General features: G+C 73.0%; 16 protein-coding genes. 11 read left to right on the top strand and 5 right to left on the bottom strand.

The window, feature by feature from the left end; genetic code table 11:
• The first annotated feature begins 63 nt into the window (after window positions 1–63).
• The 4 genes from rapZ (at window position 64) to HD601_RS20875 (ending at window position 4,033) form a co-directional block, all read left to right on the top strand.
• Entirely contained in the window at window positions 64–951 is an 888-nt protein-coding gene (gene rapZ, locus HD601_RS20890) for an RNase adapter RapZ (RefSeq protein ID WP_184825104.1), read from the top strand.
• The gene (locus tag HD601_RS20885) at window positions 948–1,964 is read left to right on the top strand and encodes a gluconeogenesis factor YvcK family protein (RefSeq protein ID WP_184825102.1); all 1,017 of its coding nucleotides are present in this window, start codon (window positions 948–950) and stop codon (window positions 1,962–1,964) included. Before rapZ ends, HD601_RS20885 begins: the two co-directional genes overlap by 4 nt.
• A gap of 384 nt (window positions 1,965–2,348) precedes the next feature.
• Entirely contained in the window at window positions 2,349–3,329 is a 981-nt protein-coding gene (whiA, locus tag HD601_RS20880) for a DNA-binding protein WhiA (protein WP_184825100.1), read from the top strand.
• Window positions 3,326–4,033, top strand: coding sequence for a peptidyl-tRNA hydrolase (locus HD601_RS20875; RefSeq protein ID WP_221441170.1), 708 nt, complete (start codon window positions 3,326–3,328; stop codon window positions 4,031–4,033). Before whiA ends, HD601_RS20875 begins: the two co-directional genes overlap by 4 nt.
• An 18-nt stretch (window positions 4,034–4,051) precedes the next feature.
• Here HD601_RS20875 and HD601_RS20870 read toward each other — a convergent pair whose 3' ends face one another.
• Together HD601_RS20870 and HD601_RS20865 are read right to left on the bottom strand one after the other, a co-directional pair.
• Window positions 4,052–5,575 (bottom strand): flotillin family protein, encoded by a 1,524-nt coding sequence (locus HD601_RS20870; RefSeq protein WP_184825097.1) that lies wholly within the window; start codon window positions 5,573–5,575, stop codon window positions 4,052–4,054.
• 52 nt (window positions 5,576–5,627) lie between these two features.
• Complete coding sequence (locus tag HD601_RS20865; protein ID WP_184825095.1) at window positions 5,628–6,113, bottom strand: hypothetical protein; 486 nt, start codon at window positions 6,111–6,113, stop codon at window positions 5,628–5,630.
• A 194-nt stretch (window positions 6,114–6,307) separates the two neighbouring features.
• Between HD601_RS20865 and gap the strand changes: the two genes are divergently transcribed.
• The 5 genes from gap (at window position 6,308) to HD601_RS20840 (ending at window position 10,061) form a co-directional block, all read left to right on the top strand.
• Window positions 6,308–7,312 carry a type I glyceraldehyde-3-phosphate dehydrogenase gene (gap, locus tag HD601_RS20860; RefSeq protein WP_184825093.1) on the top strand — a complete coding sequence of 335 codons (1,005 nt, stop codon included), beginning with the start codon at window positions 6,308–6,310 and terminating at the stop codon, window positions 7,310–7,312.
• Window positions 7,313–7,317: 5 nt separating this feature from the next.
• Entirely contained in the window at window positions 7,318–8,508 is a 1,191-nt protein-coding gene (locus HD601_RS20855) for a phosphoglycerate kinase (RefSeq protein ID WP_184825091.1), read from the top strand.
• Window positions 8,508–9,293, top strand: coding sequence for a triose-phosphate isomerase (gene tpiA, locus HD601_RS20850; protein ID WP_184825090.1), 786 nt, complete (start codon window positions 8,508–8,510; stop codon window positions 9,291–9,293). Before HD601_RS20855 ends, tpiA begins: the two co-directional genes overlap by 1 nt.
• 175 nt (window positions 9,294–9,468) lie before the next feature.
• Window positions 9,469–9,699 (top strand): preprotein translocase subunit SecG, encoded by a 231-nt coding sequence (secG, locus tag HD601_RS20845; RefSeq protein ID WP_184830095.1) that lies wholly within the window; start codon window positions 9,469–9,471, stop codon window positions 9,697–9,699.
• A 20-nt stretch (window positions 9,700–9,719) separates the two neighbouring features.
• Window positions 9,720–10,061: an RNA polymerase-binding protein RbpA gene (locus HD601_RS20840; RefSeq protein ID WP_184825088.1), complete on the top strand. Its 342-nt coding sequence runs from the start codon at window positions 9,720–9,722 to the stop codon at window positions 10,059–10,061.
• Here HD601_RS20840 and HD601_RS35900 read toward each other — a convergent pair.
• Window positions 10,058–10,999, bottom strand: coding sequence for an HTH domain-containing protein (locus HD601_RS35900; protein WP_184825085.1), 942 nt, complete (start codon window positions 10,997–10,999; stop codon window positions 10,058–10,060). The genes HD601_RS20840 and HD601_RS35900 overlap by 4 nt on opposite strands.
• Before the next feature lie 49 nt (window positions 11,000–11,048).
• On the opposite strand from HD601_RS35900, the gene HD601_RS20830 reads away from it, so the two are divergent.
• A complete protein-coding gene (locus HD601_RS20830) occupies window positions 11,049–11,948 on the top strand; it encodes a DinB family protein (RefSeq protein WP_184825083.1) in 900 nt (299 codons plus the stop codon).
• Window positions 11,949–12,283: 335 nt separating this feature from the next.
• Here the strand turns inward: HD601_RS20830 and HD601_RS20825 are convergent, their stop codons facing one another.
• Window positions 12,284–13,267 (bottom strand): DUF5937 family protein, encoded by a 984-nt coding sequence (locus HD601_RS20825; RefSeq protein ID WP_221441168.1) that lies wholly within the window; start codon window positions 13,265–13,267, stop codon window positions 12,284–12,286.
• 80 nt (window positions 13,268–13,347) lie between these two features.
• On the opposite strand from HD601_RS20825, the gene HD601_RS20820 reads away from it, so the two are divergent.
• Window positions 13,348–14,724, top strand: a complete 1,377-nt coding sequence (locus tag HD601_RS20820) for an FAD-binding oxidoreductase (protein ID WP_184825081.1) — start codon at window positions 13,348–13,350, stop codon at window positions 14,722–14,724.
• A gap of 23 nt (window positions 14,725–14,747) precedes the next feature.
• Here the strand turns inward: HD601_RS20820 and HD601_RS20815 are convergent, their stop codons facing one another.
• Entirely contained in the window at window positions 14,748–14,921 is a 174-nt protein-coding gene (locus HD601_RS20815; RefSeq protein ID WP_184825079.1) for a hypothetical protein, read from the bottom strand.
• Between the last annotated feature and the right edge of the window lie 50 nt (window positions 14,922–14,971).

Genomic DNA, 14,971 nt, shown 5'->3' with positions numbered 1-14,971 from the left:
GCTCCCGCCGCGCGCCCCCACACCTGAACAGCCACACCCTCCACCGCACAAGGGGATCGCACCATGAACGACCAGGGCCGACCGGAGGCCTCGGAGAAGCTCGAGCTGCTCCTGGTCACCGGAATGTCGGGCGCCGGGAAGACGGCGGCGACGGCAGCCCTCGACGACATCGGCTGGTTCGTCGTCGACAACCTGCCACCGTCGCTGCTGATGGACCTCGTCACCACCGTCACCCAGCGCACCGACCTGCGCCGCGTCGCCGTCGTCGCCGACGTCCGCGGCGGCGTGTTCTTCAGCGAGCTGCGCGGCGCGCTCGACCTCCTCACCGAGCAGGGGTACCGCCCGACGGTGCTCTTCCTCGAGGCGGGCGACGAGGCGCTGGTCCGCCGGTTCGAGTCCGCGCGCCGGCCGCACCCGCTGCAGGGCGCCGGGCGCATCCTCCAGGCCATCGAGCGCGAGCGTGAGGAGCTGGCGTCGCTGCGGGTCGCCGCCGACGTCGTCATCGACACGTCGCTGCTCAACCCGCACGAACTGGCCGCCCGGGTCCGGTCGGCGTTCTCGGCGCCCGAGCTGACGGGCCTGCGCGCCATCGTCATCTCGTTCGGCTTCAAGTACGGTCTGCCGGTGGACGCCGACATGGTCGCCGACATGAGGTTCCTGCCGAACCCGCACTGGGTGCCGCACCTGCGCCCGCAGAACGGCACGGACTCCGAGGTCAGCGACTACGTGCTGACGCAGCCGGGGGCCGAGGACTTCCTCGAGCACTACAGCGACCTCGTCGCCATGGTGGCGCCCGGCTACCTGCATGAGGGCAAGCGGTTCGTCACCATCGGCATCGGCTGCACCGGAGGCAAGCACCGCAGCGTCGCGATGAGCGAGGCGCTCGCGCAGCGGCTGCGCAAACAGGGCATCGAGACCCTCGTGGTCCATCGCGATCTCGGACGGGAATGACAGAACCACTCACAGCAACGGCGGGCGGCGTGGCCCGCGGCCGGCTGGCCGGCCCGAAGGTCGTCGCGCTCGGCGGCGGGCACGGACTCGCGGCCTCGCTGTCGGCGCTGCGGCGCATGGCCGGCCGGCTGACGGCGGTCGTCACCGTCGCCGACGACGGCGGCTCCAGCGGCCGGCTGCGCGAGGAGCTGGGCGTGCTGCCGCCCGGTGACCTCCGCATGGCGCTGGCCGCCCTCTGCGGTGACGACGACTGGGGCCGCACGTGGGCGCGGGTGCTGCAGCACCGGTTCCTCAGCGGGGGAGAGCTGCACAACCACGCGGCCGGCAACCTGCTCATCGTCGCCCTCTGGGAGCTGCTCGGCGGCCACGTCGAGGGCCTCGACTGGGTCGGCCGGCTGCTCGGCGCCCAGGGCCGGGTGCTGCCGATGTCGCTGGTCCCGCTGACCATCGAGGCCCTGGTCGGACGGCCCGCGGCGCAGGCCGGCGCCCCGCGTGACGTCTTCACCGTCAGCGGGCAGCACGCCGTCGCCACCACCGACGGCGACATCGTGGCGGTCGGCCTGGTGCCCGAGAACCCGCCGGCCTGCCCCGAGGCGCTCGAGGCCATCGCCGACGCCGACTGGGTGGTGCTGGGGCCGGGCTCCTGGTTCAGCAGCGTCGTCCCGCACCTGCTGGTCCCCGAGCTGCGCGACGCCCTGGTCACGACGACGGCGCGGCGCGCGGTCACGCTCAACCTGTCCGAGGAGGGCGGCGAGACCACCGGCTTCACGCCCGAGATGCACCTCGAGGTGCTGGGGGCGTACGCGCCGGACCTGCGCCTCGACCTCGTCATCGCCGAGCGGCGCTCCTGCACCGACGAGAAGCTGCTGCGCCGCATCGCCGGCGAGCTGGGCGCGGAGCTCGTCGTCGCCGACGTCGCCATGAGCGACGGCTCCGCCCAGCACGACCCCGTCCGGCTCGGGCAGACCTACGCCGCCACGCTGGGCGAGGGCGGCATCGGCTCCTGGCGCTGACCCGCCCCGCCCGCCCCGCCCCTGCCCGCCCGTCGCCAGACTCCACCGAAGTTGATCTTGGAGTTCTTCGGGTATCAATCCGGGCAAATCCCCCCGCGATGCCGAAGAACTCCAAGACCAACTCGGGCGGAACAGCGGGTGGCGATATCCGAGTGCGGTGTTCCGGCGTCGACGGCGCCCCGCCGACTTCATCCTGCGTCGGCCCTTTCCTGTGCCCAACCACGCCCGCGCAGCCAAGTTGATCTTGGAGTAATCGCGGAGTCGTCCGACGGAATGTCCGATTGATTCCGCGGTTACTCCAAGATCAACTTGGGAAGGGAGTGGTGGGGACCGTTCGGCGGAAGGCTCGTCCGGCATGGGCCTCCGGTGTGGCAGGATCACGGCATGGCGATGACAGCATCCGTGAAGGACGAGCTGGCTCGCCTCGAGGTGACAAGGACGTGCTGCCGTAAGGCTGAGGTGTCGTCGCTGCTGCGCTTTGCCGGCGGCCTGCACATCGTCAGTGGGAAGATCGTCATCGAGGCCGAGTTGGATACGGGGGTCGCGGCCCGCAGGCTGCGACGTGACATAGCGGAGGTGTTCGGCCACGAGAGCGATCTCGCGATGGTGGCCGCCGGGGGGTTGCGCAAGGGGAGCCGTTACGTCGTGCGCGTGGTGCGCGACGGCGAGCGGCTGGCGCGCCAGACGGGGTTGATCGACGGCAGCGGGCGGCCGGTCCGCGGGCTGCCGCCGCAGGTGGTCAACGGGGCCGACCACGACGCCGAGGCCGCGTGGCGGGGCGCGTTCCTCGCGCACGGGTCGCTCACCGAGCCCGGACGGAGCTCCGCGCTCGAGGTGACCTGCCCGGGGCCCGAGGCGGCGCTCGCGCTGGTCGGCGCGGCTCGGCGGCTCGAGATCTCGGCCAAGGCGCGCGACGTCCGGGGGACCGACCGCGTGGTGGTGCGCGACGGCGACGCCATCGGCGCGCTGCTCACCCGGCTCGGCGCGCACGACAGCGTGCTGGCCTGGGAGGAGCGGCGCATGCGCCGCGAGGTGCGGGCCACGGCGAACCGGCTGGCCAACTTCGACGACGCCAACCTGCGCCGCTCGGCGCGGGCGGCGGTCGCGGCCGGGGCACGGGTCGAGCGGGCGCTCGAGATCCTCGGCGAGGACGTCCCCGAGCACCTGCGCCAGGCCGGCCTGCTGCGCCTCGAGAACAAGCAGGCCAGCCTCGAAGAGCTCGGCCAGCTCTCCGACCCGCCCATGACCAAGGACGCCGTGGCCGGCCGCATCCGCCGGCTGCTCGCCATGGCCGACCGCAAGGCGGCCGACGACGGCATCCCCGACACCGAGGCGAGCCTCACCCCGGACATGCTCGCGCCGTGAGCGAGCCCGGGCCCGAGCCTGACGGCGGGTGGGCGATGCAGATCGTCGTCCACCTGCCCCGGCCCGGCTCGCCCGAGGGTGACCCGCCCACCCGGCGGGCGCTGCTCGAGGCGGTCGCGACGGCGGTCGGCCGGCTGGTCGACGCCGCGTACGCCGACGACGCCGACCCGCGGTGGTCGGCCGCCTTCCGGGCCTACGAGGGCGACCGCATCCGCAAGGTGGTCCGCCGCGCCCGCGGCATCGGCTGGCGACGGGTCCAGGACCTGCCCGGTGTGGGGGTCGTGCACGACGGCGCGAGCGTGCGGGCGCTGCTGCCGGTCCCGGTCGCCGACACCCCGGACATCGTGCGGAAGCTGCAGGTCGGCGGCACCGACATCATCGACGACGGCGACGGAGGCGGCCCGGGCGACCACCCGGCCGACCCCGCGGTTGCCGCAGCGCTCGCCGTCGTCGTCAATCCGGGGGTCGCCATGACGGCGGGCAAGACGGCGGCGCAGGTCGGGCACGCCGCCCAGCTCGCCTGGCACGCCATGCCCGCCGCCCGGCGCCGTGCGTGGTCCGCCGCCGGCTGCCCGGTCCGCCTCGTCCCTGTCGCGCCCCGCGACTGGCCGGCCACGACGCGGAACCGGGCCGCCGTCGTGGTCCGCGACGGCGGCCTCACCGAGGTCGTCCCCGGCACCACGACCGCCGTCGCCTGGTGGTGACGACCCCAAAAGCCCTCGTCAGGGCTGCGGGTCGGAGCCGTTCGAGCCGTTCGACCCGGCGCCGAGCCGGCCGACCGCACCCGACGCCGCACTCTTGATGAGCTCGTCGAGGTCGAGGCCGGTCGCGTTCTTCAGCATCTCGAGGGTCTGGACGACGTTGTCGGTGACCTGCCGCGGCAGCGTGCTCACGCCGTCGGAGGACACCACCGTCAGCTTGTCGATGGCGCCGATCGGGGCCGACACCTCGCGCGCGATGGACGGCAGCACCTCGATCAGCATCTGCAACACCGCCGCCTCGTTGTAGTGGGCGAACGCCTCGGCGCGCTTGTCCATGGCCTCGGCCTCGGCGTGCCCGCGGGCCAGGATCGCCGACGCCTCGGCCTCACCCTCGGCGCGCACGGCCTCGGCCTCGGCGACGCGGCGGGCCTTCTCGGCCTCACCGCGCTTGGCGCCCTCGATCGCCTCTGCCTCGGCCAGCGCCGCCCGGCGGGCCTTCTCCGACTCACCGACCAGCCGGGCCTCCTCGGCGCGGCCCTCGGCGGCGGCGATGGCGGCGGCCTTGCGGGCCTCGGCCTCGGCGATGTCGGAGTTGCGCTTGGCCTCGGCCTCCTGCTCGACGCGGTACCGCTCGGCGTCGGCGGGCTTGCGCACCTGGGTGTCCAGCTGCCGCTCGGTCAGCGCGGCCTGGCGGACGGCGACCTTCTCCTGCTCGGCGAGGATCGCCTGGTCCTGGTCGGCCTGGGCGAGCGGTCCGGAGGCGGCCGCACGCGCCGACGCGGCGTCGGTCTCGGCCTTGATCTCGGCCTGCCGCAGCGCCAGCCCGCGCTGGGCGACGGCGATCTCCTCCTCCGCCAGGATGCGCGCCTGCTCGGCGGCCTGCCGGGCGTTGGCCTCGGCGATCGCGGCCTCCTGCCCGATCCGGGCGGCCTCGGGGCGGCCCAGGTCGGACAGGTAGCTGCCGTCGTCGGTGATGTCCTGGATCTGGAAGGTGTCGAGGACGAGGCCCTGGCCGGTGAGGGAGTTCTCGGACTCGTCGGCGACCCGCTGGGCGAAGGCGGCGCGGTCGCGGATGATCTGCTCGACGGAGAGGCCGCCGACGATGGAGCGCAGGGCGCCGGCCAGGACCTCCTGCGTGAAGGTCTCGACCTCTTCCTGCTGGGTGAGGAAGCGCTGCGCGGCGGCCCGGATCTGGTCCTCGTTGCCGCCGACCTTCACGATGGCGACGCCCTCGACGTTGAGCTTGACGCCCTGGCCGGACACCGCGCCGCGGATCTGCACCGACAGTCGCCGGCTGGAGAGGTCGAGGATGTGCAGCTTCTGCACGAACGGGATGACGAACGTGCCGCCGCCCATGACCACCCGCTGGCCGGACAGGTCGGTGGACACGACGCCGGTCTCCGGGTTGCGCACCGCCTTGCCGCGCCGCCCCGTGACGATGTACGCCTCGTTGGGGCCGGCCACCTTGTAGCGGCTCGTGATGAGCAGGACGATCAGGACCACGAGGACGACGAGGCCGATGATGGTGATGGTCGTCTGGTTCATGAGCTGCGGATCTCCCCGTTCGACGAATACGGCTGAATGCGGCTGACGGCGGCTACAGGCGGGCGACGGACACGGCGGTGGGGGACAGGACGCCGACGACGGTGACCGCCGCGCCGGCCTCGATCGTCTCGACGGCGCGGGCGTTCAGCCGGGTGAGATGCCCCCCGACGCTGATGCTGACCACCCCGAACCCCGCCTCCGGGATGGCCGACAGGACGACGCCGTCGTAGCCGATGACGTCGGTGGTGCGCGGCGTCTGGTCGGTGGCGCCGTTCTTGAGCATGCGGGTCAGCCAGGCGGTGAGGGCGGCCATCGCCAGGCCCGCGACCACGCCCAGTCCGAGCGTCGCCGGCGTGCCGAGGTCGGCAGACTCGGCGAGCGAGGCGCAGAAGCCGAACGCGGACACGAACGCGGCCACGGCGGCGGTGGAGAACCAGTCGCCCCCGACGGGCAGGACGCCGTCGAGGAACTCGCCGGCCAGCAGCGACACCAGCAGGAAGACGAGCCCGGCGAAGCCCAGGACGAGATAGATGGTCACCCGATGATCCCCCCAGCGCGGCCCGGACGGGGGTGATGGTAGCGGGTGCCGCTCCGAAGGTCGACGACGGTATTAGCATGCGGTTGACGGGCACTCAACGTTTCCGGCAGCGATGCCCTAGTGTTTCGTCTGGGTCACCACGACGGGGTGGACGACCGATCTTCTACGCCCTGAACCGTGAGGAGTACCTCCTGATGACCGTACGTGTAGGCATCAACGGCTTCGGCCGTATCGGTCGCAACTTCGCCCGCGCCGTGTTCGCGCAGGGCGGCAACGACATCGAGATCGTCGGCGCCAACGACCTCACCGACACCAAGACGCTGGCGCACCTGCTCAGGTACGACTCCATCCTCGGCACGCTGGCCGACGTCAGCTACGAGGGCGACACCATCAGCGCCGGGGGCCAGTCCTTCAAGGTGCTGTCCGAGCGCGACCCCGCGCAGCTCCCCTGGAAGGAGCTCGGCGCCGACGTCGTCCTCGAGTCCACCGGCTTCTTCACCGACGCCACCAAGGCGAAGGCGCACGTCGAGGGGGGTGCGCAGAAGGTCGTCATCTCCGCCCCGGCGAAGAACGAGGACGTCACCGTCGTCATGGGCGTCAACGAGGGCGAGTACGACGCCGCCGCGCACACCATCATCTCCAACGCGTCCTGCACCACGAACTGCCTGGCCCCGCTGGCCAAGGTGCTGCACGACGCCTTCACCATCGAGCGCGGCCTCATGACCACGGTGCACGCCTACACCGCGGACCAGAACCTGCAGGACGGCCCGCACAGCGACCTCCGCCGTGCCCGCGCCGCCGGCCTGAGCATCGTCCCCACCAGCACCGGTGCGGCCAAGGCCATCGGCCTGGTGCTGCCGGAGCTCAAGGGCAAGCTCGACGGGTTCGCCATGCGCGTCCCGGTGCCCACCGGCTCGGCCACCGACCTCACCGTCACGCTGTCGCGCGAGGTCACCATCGACGAGGTCAACGCCGCGTACAAGGCCGCCGCCGAGGGCGCACTGGCCGGCTACCTGCGCTACACCGAGGACGAGATCGTCTCCGCCGACATCGTCACCGACCCCGCGTCGTGCATCTACGACGCCGGCCTGACCCGCGTCAACGGCGACCAGGTCAAGGTCGTGGGCTGGTACGACAACGAGTGGGGCTACTCCAACCGGCTGGTCGACCTGGTTCGCTACGTCGGCACGTCGCTCTGAGCGCGATGAGGGGAATCGACGAGCTGGGGGACCTGCGCGGTCAGCGGGTCCTCCTGCGCTCGGACCTCAACGTGCCGCTCGACGGCGACACCATCACCGACGACGGCCGCGTGCGAGCGTCCGTGCCGACCATCCAGCGGCTCACCGCGGCCGGCGCCCGGGTCGTCGTCATGGCGCACCTGGGCCGGCCCAAGGGCGCGCCGGACCCGCAGTACTCGCTCGCGCCGGTCGCCAAGCGGCTGGGCGAGCTGCTCGGGGCCGAGGTCGCGCTCGCGTCCGACGTCGTCGGCGAGAGCGCGCGGAAGACGGTGGCCGCGCTGGCCGACGGCGACGTCGCGGTGCTCGAGAACGTGCGCTTCGACCCGCGCGAGGCCAGCAAGGACGACGCCGAGCGCGGTGCGTTCGCCGACGAACTGGCCGAGCTGGGCGACCTGTTCGTGTCCGACGGCTTCGGCGTCGTGCACCGCAAGCAGGCCAGCGTCTTCGACCTCGCGCAGCGGCTGCCGCACGCCGCGGGCCTGCTGGTGCAGGCCGAGGTGCAGGCGTTCTCGAAGGTCCTCGACGACCCCGAGCGCCCGTACGTCGTGGTGCTCGGCGGCTCGAAGGTCTCCGACAAGCTGGGCGTCATCGACAACCTGCTCGAGAAGGTCGACCGCCTGCTCATCGGCGGCGGCATGGCGTTCACGTTCCTGAAGGCTCAGGGCTACGAGGTCGGCGGCTCGCTGCTCGAGGAGGACCAGGTCGAGACCGTGCGGGGTTACCTCGACCGCGCGGCCGAGCGCGGCGTCGAGCTGGTGCTGCCGGTCGACGTCGTCGTCGCGGCCGACATCGCGGCAGACGCGGAGACCGCGGTGGTCCAGGCGTCGGCCATCCCGGCCGACCAGAAGGGCCTCGACATCGGCCCGGCCACCATCGAGCTGTTCCGCGGCAAGCTGTCCGACGCGAAGACCGTCGTCTGGAACGGCCCCATGGGTGTGTTCGAGCTGGCGCCGTTCGCCGAGGGCACCCGGCAGGTGGCGCTCGCCGTCTCCGAGGTCCAGGGCACCAGCGTCGTCGGCGGCGGCGACTCCGCGGCCGCGGTGCGTCAGCTCGGCCTCGACGAGGGCGCGTTCACGCACATCTCGACCGGTGGCGGCGCCTCCCTCGAGCTGCTCGAGGGCAAGGAACTGCCCGGCCTGACCGTCTTGGAGTCCTGATGGCGACCACCGCCCGCCGGCCGTTCATGGCCGGCAACTGGAAGATGAACCTCACCCACCTCGAGGCCATCGCGCTGGTGCAGAAGCTCGCCTTCTCGCTCAACGACGACGACCTCGAAAAGGTCGAGGTGGCGGTGCTGCCGCCGTTCACCGACATCCGCTCGGTGCAGACGCTCATCGACGCCGACCGCTACGCCATCGCCTACGGCGGCCAGGACCTCTCACCGCACGCCTCCGGCGCCTACACCGGCGACATCTCCGGGGCCATGCTGGCGAAGCTGGGCTGCACGTACGTCGTCGTCGGCCACTCCGAGCGCCGGCAGTACCACGCCGAGACCGACGAGGTCGTCGCCGCGAAGGTCAAGGCGGCGTACCAGCACGGGCTCACCCCCATCCTGTGCGTCGGCGAGCCGCTCGAGGTCCGGCAGGAGGGCCGGCACGTCGAGCACACGCTGGCACAGCTAGACGGCGGCCTCGACGGGCTGGGTGCGGAGCAGGCGGCGAGCATCGTCGTCGCCTACGAGCCGGTCTGGGCCATCGGCACCGGCGAGGTCGCCACGCCCGACGACGCGCAGGAGCTGGCCGCGGCCATCCGCGAACGGCTGGCGAAGCTCTACGGGGCCGAGGTCGCGGCGGCGGTGCGGGTGCTCTACGGCGGTTCCGTGAAGGCGGCGAACGTCAAGCCGATCATGGAGCAGACCGACGTCGACGGCGCCCTGGTGGGCGGTGCGAGCATCGACGCCGACGAGTTCGCGCTCATCGCCCGGTACCACCGCAACCCCTGAGATCCACCTCGTTCGTGTCCCCGTCACCCGGCCGGTTTGAGGGCCCGGGGGCGGGGACATGATCATTCACGAGCACCAGGTACCATTCGGCACGACGGGCTCGAACGCGTAGTCTTGGACCGTGCGGCCGGCGCTCTGCCGGCCCGCCGATCCGGAAGGACAAAGGCACACCACCGTGGAACTGGCATTCTCGATCCTGCTGGTCATCACCAGCGCGTTGCTGATCCTGCTGGTGCTCATGCACAAGGGCAAGGGTGGCGGCCTGTCCGACATGTTCGGCGGCGGTGTCTCGTCCTCGCTGGGTGGTTCCTCGGTCGCCGAGCGCAACCTCGACCGGCTCACGGTCGCCCTGGGTCTCGTCTGGGCCGCCGCCATCGTCGCGCTCGGCCTGCTGAACGCCAGCTAGCACGTCAGAGAGGACGCACCGTGGTCGGAGGCAACGCGATCCGTGGGAGCCGTGTGGGCGCCGGACCCATGGGTGAGGCTGAACGGGGCGATTCCGCACCACGCCGCAAGGTGACGTACTACTGCGAGCAGGGCCACGAGAGCTCGCCCAGCTTCGCCGCCGAGGCCGTCATCCCCGAGTCGTGGGACTGCATCCGCTGCGGCCTGCCGGCCAGCCAGGACCGCGACCACCCGCCGGCCGCCCCGCGCACCGAGCCGTACAAGACGCACCTGGCCTACGTGAAGGAGCGGCGCAGCGACGAGGACGGCGCCGCCATCCTCGAAGAGGCGCTGCAGGCGCTGCGCAAGCGCCGCTCGCTCTAGTTCTGGTCCAGGAACGACCGCGCCGCGCGGCGCATGTCGGCGCGCAGCTCGTCCGGCTCGAGCACCACGACGTCGCCGGCCAGCCCGAGCAGGTGGATCCGCGTCTCGTAGGCCGACTCGAACGTCATCGCGACCTCCTCCCAGCCGTCCTCGCCCGCGGTGGCGCTCTCGACGACGGCGTTGCGGGCCCAGCGCAGCCGGGTCGCCGCGTAGCCGCGGACGCGCAGCCGGACCGGGTAGCGGCGTAACTCGGCGAAGTACCGCTCGCTGTTGGCGTGCCAGTACGCGGTGAGGTCGAAGTCGTCCGGCCGGTCGAAGCGCTCGTCGGTGCCGCCGGCGTGCACGATGCGGCCGGCCCGGTAGGTGCGCAGCTCGCCGGTCGTCCTGCGGGCGACGAGGTACCAGGACCGCTTCTTCGCCACCAGCCCCAGCGGCTCGACGACGACGGCGTCCGGCGCGCCGCCGTAGGTGAGCCGCACGCGAGTGCCGTCCCACACCGCCCGCTGCAGCACCGGCAGCCACGGCGACGGCTCGCGCGCCTCCATCCAGTCGGCGTGGTCGACCAGCACGCGCTCCCGGGCGAGGTCGGCCTGCCGGCGGGCGTGCGCCGGCACCGTCGCCAGCAGCTTCGCCTCGGCCGTTCCCGCGGCGGTGTCGAGCCCGAGGTCGGCCAGCACGTGCGCCGTCGACGCGACGAACAGCGCGGCGGTCTCGGCGGGGGAGAGGCCGGTCAGCCGGGTGCGGTAGTCGGCGGCCAGCGACCAGCCGCCGCCGTAGCCGCGGCCGGCGTAGACCGGGAACCCGGCCGTGCTGAGCGCGTCGAGGTCGCGCTGCACGGTGCGGGTCGAGACCTCGAGCCGCCGCGCCAGCTCGCCCGCCGTCAGCCGGCCGTGCGTCTGCAGCAGCAGGACGATCTGGACGAGGCGTTCGGCGCGCACGCCACCAATATGACAGACGGTGTCCTATTGCGGTCCTACGGTGGTCCGTATGACATGGAGTGCTGATCTGCTCGACCAGCTCGAGTTCTACTGGGGTTTCCATTTCCGGCCGCGGCTGGCCGGCCTCACCGACGACGAGTACCGGTGGGAGCCGGTCGAGGGGGCGTGGAGCCTGCGGCCCACCGGCCCCGGCGGCGCGCTGGAGCTCGAGCAGCTGCAGCCCGAGCCACCCGTTCCGCCGGTCACGACCATCGCCTGGCGGGTGGTCCACGTGGGCCGCGACGTGCTCGGCAAGCGGGCGCGGGCGTTCTTCGACCCCGCCCCCGCCGACGCGGACATGTACGACGACCGGCACTGGCCGGCGGCGCCTCCCGGTGACGCCGTGGGCGCGCTGGCGCTGCTCGACGAGGCCTACGGGTTGTGGCGGTCCGGGGTGGCGGGCCTGGACGACGAGGCGATGCTGCGGCCGCTGGGACCGCGGGGCGGGCCGTATGCCGCCGACTCCATGGCGAAGCTGGTGCTGCACGTCAACCGCGAGGTCATGGCGCACGGTGCGGAGATCTGCCTGCTCCGCGACCTCTACCGGGCGTACGCGGACCGGCGCGACCCGGTGGTGGCGGCCGCGTTGCGGGGTGATGCGGCGGGCGTGACGGCGGCGCTGCGGGCGGGGTCCGCGGGCGTCGACGGGGTGCGGCCGACGCTGGTGGCCGAGGCTGCCGGGCTGCACCACTGGGACGTCGTGCGGGCGCTGGTCGCCGCCGGCGCGCCGATCGACGGTGCCCTGCACTACGCGGCCGGCGCGGGCGAGCTGGAGGTGGTGACCCTGCTGATCGAGCACGGCGCCGACGTCGCGGCGAAGGACGACACGTTCGGCCTCGACGCCGCCGGCTGGGCCGGCTACTTCGGCCACCCCGACGTCGCGGCCCGCCTCACCCCGACATCGACCTAGGGCCCGGCGCCCCCATGTTGATCATGGAGAAATGCGGCTTCCGAGGCGCTGGAGAGCCGCCCTTCTCCATGATCAACCGGGGTTGGTCACCGCCAGGAGGCGGGTGGACGGGTTCGGCCGCGACGTCGCCGCCCGCCTCACCCCGACGACATCGACGGAGCTCGTCTCCGACAGATAGTCCGACGGTCGTCGGCGCCCTTGGTGCCGCTCGCTGCTCTCGGCCCGGCGACTTCGCCGGCAATGGCTCCCCCCCCCCGCGAGTGAAGACGGCGCCCCCATGTTGATCATGGAGAAGGTCGGCTTCCGAGGCGCTGGAGAGCCGCCCTTCTCCATGATCAACCGGGGTTCGAGGGGTCGCGGTCGGACAGGACGTCGCCGCGGGTGGTGCGGCGGTAGAGGACCGTCCTGGTGGTGCGGGTGCGGGACACGAGTCCGGCGGCGCGCAGGACGGTCAGGTGCTGGCTGACGGCGCCGGCGGTGAGTCCCAGCCGGCGGGCCAGCGCGGTCGTCGTCGTGGGCTCGGCGAGGGTGGTGAGGATCGTCGCGCGGGTGCGGCCGATCAGGGCGGCCAGCGCGTCCGGCGGAGGTGGCGGCGTGGTCTCCCACAGGGTGGCGACGCCGCGGACGGGGTAGGCGATCATCGGCTTGTACCGGGAGTTGCGGCCGGTCATCTTGTGCACCCGCGGCCAGCCCATGGCGTGCGGCACCAGGGTCAGGCCGGTGCCGCCCAGCCGCCCGGCGTAGTCGAACGGGTCGGCCGCCGACAGCCGGTCGCCGTCCAGGCGGACCGTCTGGTGCAGGTCCTCGAACAGCGCCGCGAACCCGCCGGCGGCCAGCCGTCGCGACCGCCACAGCACGTCGGCCTCGAGCAGGCGCAGGATCCGCGGCCAGTGTGGCGCCAGCGCCAGGTCCCAGTACGCCTCCAGCGCGTCGGCGATGCGGACCAGGGCGGCCGCGGGGTCGGCGCGGATCCGGTTCGCCACGCGCGACGGCACGTGCGGGACGTCGGCGAGGTCGGCGACGACCCGCTCCGGCTCGGTGCGCCGGACGGCGTCGAGCTCGGTGGCGATGTCGGGCTGCGGCTCGGCGGGCGTCGGTGAGATGAAGTCGGCGATGAAGCCGTGCACCGGGGCGATCGCGAACAGTTCGCTCAGGTCGAGGTCGGCGACCAGCGTCCGGGTCGCCCGCACCCAGGGCAGATGCAGCGTGTGCTCGTCCGGCGCCCGCAGCGCCACCAGGCTGTAGGCCAGCTCGAGCAGCGGCGAGTACGCGAACCGCATGCGGGCCACGTCCTCGGGCAGCAGCCGCCACTCGATCACCCCAGTCCTCCCGCGACCGAGCTTTTAGTCCTGGCTAAAAGTCTCGCCCTTTTCCGGCACCTTGGCCAGAGTCGGGGTCCATGTGGGATGACCTCGCGGCGGCCCTCACGGGCACGCTGCTGCTGCCCGGCACCGACGCCTATGAGTCCGCCCGGCGACCGGCCCGGCTGCAGCCGCAGGACCAGCGGCCGGCGGCCGTCGTCAGGGCCGCCGACGCCGCCGACGTCGCGACGGCGATCGCGTTCGGCCGCGAGCACGGCCTCCGCACGGTGCCGCGCAGCGGGGGGCACTGCTACGCGGGCCGGTCGTCGACCACGGACCTGCTGGTCGACGTCACGCCGATGGACCGGATCGAGGTCGCGGGCGAGCGCGTCACCGTCGGCGCGGGCGTGCGGCTGGGCCCGCTCTACGACGCGCTGGAGCCACACGGCCGGACCGTGCCCATGGGCACCTGCCCGACGGTGGGCGTCGCCGGCCACGTGCTCGGCGGCGGACTGGGCTTCCTCGGCCGGGCGTACGGGCTGGCCGGCGACCGGCTGGTCGCCGCCGAGGTGGTGCTGGCCGACGGCCGCGTCGTCCGGTGCGACGAGGAGAGCGACGCCGACCTGCTGTGGGCGCTGCGCGGCTCCGGCGGCGGGCAGTTCGGCGTCGTCACCAGCCTCGTCCTCGCGACCGTGCCGATGCCGGCCACCACGTTCGCGTTCCACCTGACCTGGGCGTACGAGCATGCGGCCGCCGTCATCGCCGCGTGGCAGGAATGGGCGCCGCAAGCCCCGGACGAGGTCGTCCCGGAGCTGCGCCTCGTCGTGCCCGCCGACCCGAGCGAGGCGCCCGACGTGAGCCTGTTCGGCATGGTGCTCGATGCCGACGAGGTGACGGCGGCAGCGCGGCTCGCGCCCGTCCTCGACGCCGTCGGCGCGGAGCCGGCATGGCGGATCCGCGAGCAGAGCCCGTACCTCCCGGCCGTACGCCGGCTCAACCTGCTCGGCTCGGCCCTGCCCGAGGGGGTCGTGCCGACCGAGCTCGTCACCGGCCGGTCGGAGTTCTTCCGTCACCCGTGGCCGGCGGCGACGGTGCCGGCGTTCGTCGAGCGGCTGGTGGCCAGCCGGATCTCCGGGTACGCCCGCGAGTGCACGTTCTTCGCCTGGGGCGGCGGCTACGACCGGGTACCCGTCGACGCCACGGCGTTCCCGCACCGCGAGGAGTCGTTCCTGGTCAACGTCTCGACCGCCGTCGAGGACCCCGACGCGGGGACGGCGGCGGCGGACTGGCTGGCCGGGACCTGGGCGCTGCCGCACGCGCACGGGACCGGCGGTGCCTACGCGAACTTCCCCGACCTCAGCCTGGCGGACAGCGACACGGCGTACCACGGCGCCAACCTGGCGCGGCTGCGCGAGGTCAAGCGCCGCTACGACCCGGACGACTGGTTCCGGTTCCCGCAGTCGATCACCCCGTGACCGGTGCTGGCGTCAGAACGGCGTCAGGCGCGGGCGGCCGCGACGGCGGACTTCGGCGGCTTGGCGTCGAACGAGTACTTCCGCCGGCCCTCGCGCTCGAGCAGCCCGGCGTCTGCCAGCCGCTTGAGCACGACCGGGCACACCTTGCACCGCGGCTGATCGCGGCAGCACTTCTTCTTCGCCTTCACCGACGCCATGCCGGGAAGGATAGGCATACCTTCCCGGCCGCGTCACATCTCGGTCAATG

Origin of the sequence: Jiangella mangrovi, from assembly GCF_014204975.1 — a bacterium.
GTDB lineage: Bacteria > Actinomycetota > Actinomycetes > Jiangellales > Jiangellaceae > Jiangella > Jiangella mangrovi.
The sequence above is the reverse complement of the archived record's forward strand: the minus strand, read 5'-3'. Positions and strand labels throughout refer to the sequence as shown.

Coding starts and splice junctions, on each gene's coding strand:
- rapZ (WP_184825104.1), top strand. CDS start 64: ATGAACGACCAGGGCCGACCGGAGGCCTCGGAGAAGCTCGAGCTGCTC.
- HD601_RS20885 (WP_184825102.1), top strand. CDS start 948: ATGACAGAACCACTCACAGCAACGGCGGGCGGCGTGGCCCGCGGCCGG.
- whiA (WP_184825100.1), top strand. CDS start 2,349: ATGGCGATGACAGCATCCGTGAAGGACGAGCTGGCTCGCCTCGAGGTG.
- HD601_RS20870 (WP_184825097.1), bottom strand. CDS start 5,575: ATGAACCAGACGACCATCACCATCATCGGCCTCGTCGTCCTCGTGGTC.
- gap (WP_184825093.1), top strand. CDS start 6,308: ATGACCGTACGTGTAGGCATCAACGGCTTCGGCCGTATCGGTCGCAAC.
- HD601_RS20855 (WP_184825091.1), top strand. CDS start 7,318: ATGAGGGGAATCGACGAGCTGGGGGACCTGCGCGGTCAGCGGGTCCTC.
- tpiA (WP_184825090.1), top strand. CDS start 8,508: ATGGCGACCACCGCCCGCCGGCCGTTCATGGCCGGCAACTGGAAGATG.
- HD601_RS20830 (WP_184825083.1), top strand. CDS start 11,049: ATGACATGGAGTGCTGATCTGCTCGACCAGCTCGAGTTCTACTGGGGT.
- HD601_RS20820 (WP_184825081.1), top strand. CDS start 13,348: ATGTGGGATGACCTCGCGGCGGCCCTCACGGGCACGCTGCTGCTGCCC.
- HD601_RS20815 (WP_184825079.1), bottom strand. CDS start 14,921: ATGGCGTCGGTGAAGGCGAAGAAGAAGTGCTGCCGCGATCAGCCGCGG.